The sequence below is a fragment of the Mesorhizobium sp. M1328 genome (assembly GCF_040318075.1).
GTDB lineage: Bacteria > Pseudomonadota > Alphaproteobacteria > Rhizobiales > Rhizobiaceae > Mesorhizobium.
The window spans coordinates 1-5,791 of the sequence record NZ_JAMYLO010000061.1; the positions used below are offsets into that span (position 1 = coordinate 1).

Sequence of the window (5,791 nt, forward strand, 5' to 3'; positions counted from 1 at the left end):
GTCATCCGATGCTGGCCTCCACTCCAGCCAGCATCTTGAATCACAAAACAGATAAATCTGGAATCCCCTTTGATTCCGTCAAAGGGGGAACCGCTCTAAAGCAGGTCGTACCACCGCCGTCCCCGCTGCCACGGTGTCTCAACCACGCTGAATGCGCAAGACACGCACGGAAACGATCCCCGCCCGCGGCCGAGTCTATAGGGTACTTGTGGAGAGCAGCCACCGAGAGAACTGCACTTGCGCGCGCGTTCAGCGTTAGGCTGTCGCGACCTGAAATGACCTGCCGAGGTGGAAGGAGCCCCGCTAGTTGGCGACGGCTCGCAAGGGCTAGTCCCGATTTGAACCGCTGAGGACCTTTGCCAGCTATGCGCCACCGATCTTCGTCGAGGGCGCATTCATCGCCGCCTCTGGCGGCTTCATCTCCATCGCCGTGGCGATCGGCATCTCGGTCTGGCGGGCGCGCGAGGCGAAGAACGTCGAGACATACGGATCGGCGCGCTGGGCGAAACCGAATGAGGTCAAGTCCGCCGGTCTGCTCGGCGCTGACGGCGTGGTACTCGGCATGTTCGATCGCGATTATCTCCGTCACGACGGGCCGGAACATGTCCTGTGCTTCGCGCCAACGAGAAGCGGCAAAGGCGTCGGCCTCGTCGTGCCATCGCTTCTCACCTGGTCGGGCTCGGCCATCGTGCACGATATCAAGGGTGAGAACTGGCAGCTCACGGGAGGATTTCGCGCCAGGCACGCCAGGCACGGGCGGGTGCTGCTGTTCGATCCCACGAACAGGAAGTCCTCCGCCTACAACCCGCTTCTCGAAGTGCGCCGCGGCGAGTGGGAGGTGCGTGACGTCCAGAATGTCGCCGACGTGCTGGTCGATCCCGAAGGCCCGCTCGAAAAGCGCAATTACTGGGAGAAGACCAGCCACTCGCTGCTCGTCGGGCGATCCTGCACGTACTCTACTCCGAGCCCGACAAGACGCTGGCCGGCGTCGCGGGATTCCTATCAGACCCAAAGCGGCCGATCGAGACCACTCTGGCAGCGATGATGACGACGCCGCATCTCGGAGAGATCGGCCCGCATCCCGTCGTCGCCTCAACGGCGCGCGAGCTCTTGAACAAATCCGACAACGAGCGGTCTGGCATTCCCTCCACCGCGATGTCGCTCAAGCCGTGCTGCTGCTGGACCGAGCCGGATGGCACACCACCGGCAATCTCGTCTGGCCAAAGAACATCACGCCGATCCTGCTGCCATCGCGCTCTCCGGAGCTCAATCCGGTCGAGCAGGTCTGGCAATATCTGCGCGCCAATTTCCTCTCCAACCGCGTCTTCGACACATATGACGACATCATCGACGCTGCCTGCGACGCATGGAAAAGGCTTGCCGCAAAGCCCGACGCAATCACCTCAATCGGAATACGGAAGTGGGCACATTCAGGTCATTTGTGAGGGCCGTTGGTATAAGTTAGCGTAGCGCCCTGCCCTCGCCTAGGCCTGCAAAGCCCTCATCCTAGATTCGGCGGCGGCATCGTGAAAAGACATGCACACGGCGGGATTACGCCGTGTACGAACATTGGCCCTGCACCGGAAAGCAGACACGCGCAATGCGATTGCGAGCAGACGGGTTCGCGAAATGTCGCGATCAACCGTGAGGCTGGTGCACATTCATCTCGACCTATCTTGATCACGCAGGATTAACCCTGCGTACCCGTCTGGCGGCCCCACTTGGAACTACATGCCGGAAAACGGTAGCCATGAAGAAGGGGAACGTGCGGCGCGGCGATCAGGATGAGAGGTCTCTCCCAGATTGTCGCGCTATAGGAACGCTTTCGTCGTAAAGCTGAGCAAGAGGACCATCAAACGTGCTGCCTGATAGTTATCGGCTCTTGGCCGGCGCAGGTTCAAATCAGGGACGCGCAACCATCGATACTGACATTCACTGATCGTAGTGATCTGAAAAAACTGAGCCGCATCTTGTTACCGGTAGTCTTAAGGCCCCGCTCCCCTCATCACGACGCTGGAAGCAGACGACGCACGCCCGAGACTGGCTCGTGCGCAGCGCCGACGGCCGATGGTCGCCAGCCACGTCTCGCCGAACGGCCCCAGTTCAACGGCCGTTGGCCGCGTCGAAACCTCGTGATCGAGCGGCAAAAGCGGCAGCACCAGTTCGCCGAAGCGATAGGCTTCCTCCAGATGCGGATAGTCGGGCAGGATGAAGGTATCGATCCCAATGCGCGGTATTCGTCGATCCGCTCCGCCATTGTCGCCGCGTCGCCGACCAGGGCGGTGCCGGCGCCACCGCGCTAGGCCGACGGCCGGCCCACAGGGTTCGGGCTGATTTCGAGTTTGTCGCGACGGTCCCCGTGCAGCCGCCCCATGCGCGACTGGCCGGCGGAATCCATTCGCGAAAACCTTCTGCGCCTTTGAAAGGCTACGATGACTCAGAAACCCTCCGCTCTCAATTAGCCCAATTCTGTCTCATTGGCGCTGACGCCGGTGAGAAGGCGCATATGTCCGGTGCGGCGACTTACGACGCCGACGAGAAGGACTTTACCGAGGGATGCGAGGACGACCGGCACCACTTCCGGTTTCATTGTCTCCCCGGAGCATGCCACGGAGATGCTCGAGCACGTGGGATATGCATCATTGAACGATCAAAGGCGATCTCGCCAAGAGCAACAGACTCTAACGCGGCGCGATTGAGGATCGTCAGCGAGCCATGGTCGTATCGCGTCATATACCGCCGTTCCCATTCTCTCAGGCAACGATTCACTTTCGCTCGAGAAGCCGGGACCATTGCCGCGAGGTCGGTCTGCGAAATGTGGATACTCAGAGCTCTATCCACGGTAGCCGTGCTGTGCGGCCTCTCTGTCAATCGCAAGAGCGTGCTCGCCAATCGAGTGGATAGGGCACTGGCCGCACTGTGGATCACTCGCTCCTGCGCGTCGTGGGTTGCTTCGCACAAGTACGGGATCACCTTTAATGCGAGATCGGGGTGTTTGTCGAAGACCCTAACCATGAAAGCTACTTCGATTTGCAGCAAGTCGCTGTCCGCAACTGACTCAGCATTCATGTTACTTCTTCGCGTGATGAACAATCTAGTCAGGTCGAAAGTGTCACCGGGACCAAGATCTGCAAAGATGAATTCTCGTCCGTCCGAGAGGGGAGCACTAAGCCGAATTTTTCCTTGAATTATGTAGTAAATATAAATTGGCACGTCGCCAAGGCGAGTTAAGATTTTATTCTTCGGAACCCTTCGCAGAACGGCGACTTTCGCCAGTTCACTAAGAATATCTTGGTCAAATTGCTGAAATAAGCGTATTTTATCGAGCTGTTTGACCCGAACCTCAGCGCCGCACTCTGCCATGGCTACTGCCCCCCTGATAGGGTAAAGCGCCCCGGTCCCTTAAAGCGTTGCCTTGACTAACTCTTAGAACGAGTCCGATTTCGGGCCGTTCTCGCGCAAGAGCGCTCAGACAGAAGTGTTACCATATTAGGATAGCATAAAATAGTCACTCCTATGTGCCCGGGGTAACAGCGACCCTGTCTCTGAGAGAGTTTAAATCAAATGTGATCGACTGAAAGCCGTTGGGATAACCCCCTTCTATGGGACGGCGTGTGCCATGCCCCAAGAAGGAGAAGGGATACAACAGGATTCGGGGGCTTGTCTCCATGCGGCATGCACCAACCCAGGCGTCGCGTGCGTTCTTGAAGCGGAGCGTAGAACCGCTACGGCTTCCTGTGGGAGCAGTTTGCGTGTTTCTTGCAACTGCTGATTTCCTCCTCGGAGAGACAATACTTCTTGCGTCAAATGACGTCTATCATAGGTACGTCGGCGTGAGCCCGCCAGATATTTGGGAGACGATTTATCTAAGTGTTACCGCCGGCCTATTGCTTGTCGCATTCATGGGGGCCAGAGGCGCCTACACCATCAGTGGCATCCTGGACGATCACCGCGTGATCAAAACACTCTTCACCGGGTGGCTATTCGTTTTCTTTTCAATTCTCTGGCTCGCCTTTCTCACGAAGACGACGTCGACGTTCTCCCGCGGTTCCTTGACGCTGGCGTTTGCGGTCGGATTCCCAACCCTGCTGCCTGGCCACGTGGTTCTAGCGCGTGTGCTGAAACGGCTTCTGGCCGCCGAGAAGCTCGTCCTGCGCACAGTTTATCTGTTTTACGCTGGCGGTCCTGGAATGGAAAAGGGGATGATCGGCAAGCTCGGGCAACAGGGCATCGCGGTTTGCGGCGTTTCGAACATCGAGAACCATGATGGCACGATCGCAGCACGATCGGTGCAAGCCGCCGTCGCAGCTGCGCAGGCTGCGTTCCGTAGTGACCCGTATGGGGCAGTTTATCTCTTTTGCTCTTGGGATCAGCGGAAGTTGATCGCAGGCATCCTGGACGAAATATCCCGCCTCCCGCTGCCGATCTATCTTTTCGCCGATGCCTACATAGATAAGATTCTGGCCGGATGCCCGCTTCACACCGGCTGGCAGCGAGCCTTCGAAGTCCAGCGCGCGCCTTTGAGGCCTGCCGAACGCCTGCTGAAGCGGTTATTCGACGTTGCCTTTGCATCACTGCTACTGCTGTTCCTGTTTCCGTTGATGGCCGTAGTCGCGTGTGCCATCGCGCTGGAGAGCGGTCGCCCAGTGCTGTTCCGGCAGACGCGGCGGGGTTTTTGTGGTAAGCCATTCAATATTTACAAGTTCCGATCAATGACCGTGCAGGAGAACGGCGCGGAAATTCGCCAGGCTCAGCGTAATGATGCGCGGGTTACCCGACTTGGCCGAATATTGCGCCAGTCAAATATCGACGAGCTGCCGCAGTTATTCAATGTGCTTCGGGGGGAAATGTCCCTCGTGGGGCCGCGACCCCACGCCGTCGCTCATGACGATACCTATAGTACGATTATTGCGTGCTATGCTTATCGCCATCGTGTAAAACCCGGTTTGACAGGCTGGGCTCAGATCAATGGCTTTCGAGGGGAAACGAAGGAGCTGTGGAGGATGGAAAAACGCGTAGAGCATGACCTCTGGTACATACAGTCCTGGAGCGTGCAGCTCGATCTTAAGATAATTTGGACAACCGCTGTACTGGTGCTTTCGGATCGTAATGTCTATTGATGTATAGCAGCTTCTCAGCCTCAGAAGCGGCATGGATAGGCAATCCATCGTCCGGGATTGAACTGATAGTTTTGATTTTGATGCTCGAGCGATCCCGCGCCAGTGAGTATATAGAGCCCCAAAATTCGGGTTCGCGCCGGTTCAGTCGCCGGATCTTTATGAGCGCATGATTTCTTCTGGCGCGGGAAGTGGATTAGGAAAACCTGCTGACGGCGCGGCCGCCTTCAATAAGAAAAACTGTGCAGCCTATAAGCTTCGGCTCGACGACATCCGGTTCTCGATTTCCTTTAGGATGTTGGTTGCGCGTGCGATGCGGCTATACTTGGCCAGAAAGTCCGCCTTCGCCTGTAGGCCAATCTGATCCCGAAACACCTCGTTTTCACGCAGCCGCTGATGGGCCTTGACCCAGTCAGACGGGTTGTCCGGCGACACCAGAACGTTGTTGACGCTATCCCTCAAGACTTACGGATAGCTGGCAGGTCGGAGGATACTATGGGTTTGCCGTGCGCCATATATTCGAAGAGCTTGAGCGGCGACATTCCCTCAGCGATATTTCGACCGCCGCCCTGGTGACCTGCCACGGGTAATTTCCTCCATCTGAGATTAGAGTCCGGCCTCGATTGAAGGACGGACTGATGAAGAGAAAGCGGTTTACGGAAGAGCAGATCATC

Annotated in this window: 3 protein-coding genes and 3 pseudogenes; 3 read left to right on the forward strand and 3 right to left on the reverse strand. The window is 57.4% G+C overall.

Annotated features, from left to right (window positions below; all coding sequences use genetic code 11):
- Positions 1 to 355 precede the first annotated feature (355 nt).
- Both NKH23_RS34185 and NKH23_RS34190 read left to right on the forward strand, forming a co-directional pair.
- Positions 356 to 1,161 (forward strand): annotated as a pseudogene (locus tag NKH23_RS34185) (type IV secretory system conjugative DNA transfer family protein); the annotation flags it as partial.
- Positions 1,161 to 1,445: pseudogene (locus tag NKH23_RS34190) on the forward strand (transposase); the annotation flags it as partial. The pseudogenes NKH23_RS34185 and NKH23_RS34190, both read left to right, overlap by 1 nt.
- 610 nt (positions 1,446 to 2,055) lie before the next feature.
- Here the strand turns inward: NKH23_RS34190 and NKH23_RS34195 are convergent.
- Together NKH23_RS34195 and NKH23_RS34200 are read right to left on the reverse strand one after the other, a co-directional pair.
- Positions 2,056 to 2,407 (reverse strand): annotated as a pseudogene (locus tag NKH23_RS34195) (alkanesulfonate monooxygenase); the annotation flags it as partial.
- Between the two features lie 179 nt (positions 2,408 to 2,586).
- Positions 2,587 to 3,363, reverse strand: coding sequence for a Crp/Fnr family transcriptional regulator (locus tag NKH23_RS34200; RefSeq protein ID WP_352722133.1), 777 nt, complete (start codon positions 3,361 to 3,363; stop codon positions 2,587 to 2,589).
- A gap of 470 nt (positions 3,364 to 3,833) precedes the next feature.
- Between NKH23_RS34200 and NKH23_RS34205 the strand changes: the two genes are divergently transcribed.
- Entirely contained in the window at positions 3,834 to 5,120 is a 1,287-nt protein-coding gene (locus NKH23_RS34205) for an exopolysaccharide biosynthesis polyprenyl glycosylphosphotransferase (RefSeq protein ID WP_353036753.1), read from the forward strand.
- A 455-nt stretch (positions 5,121 to 5,575) separates the two neighbouring features.
- Here NKH23_RS34205 and NKH23_RS34210 read toward each other — a convergent pair.
- The coding region (locus NKH23_RS34210; RefSeq protein WP_352917432.1) for a hypothetical protein at positions 5,576 to 5,791 on the reverse strand (216 nt) is incomplete at its 5' end.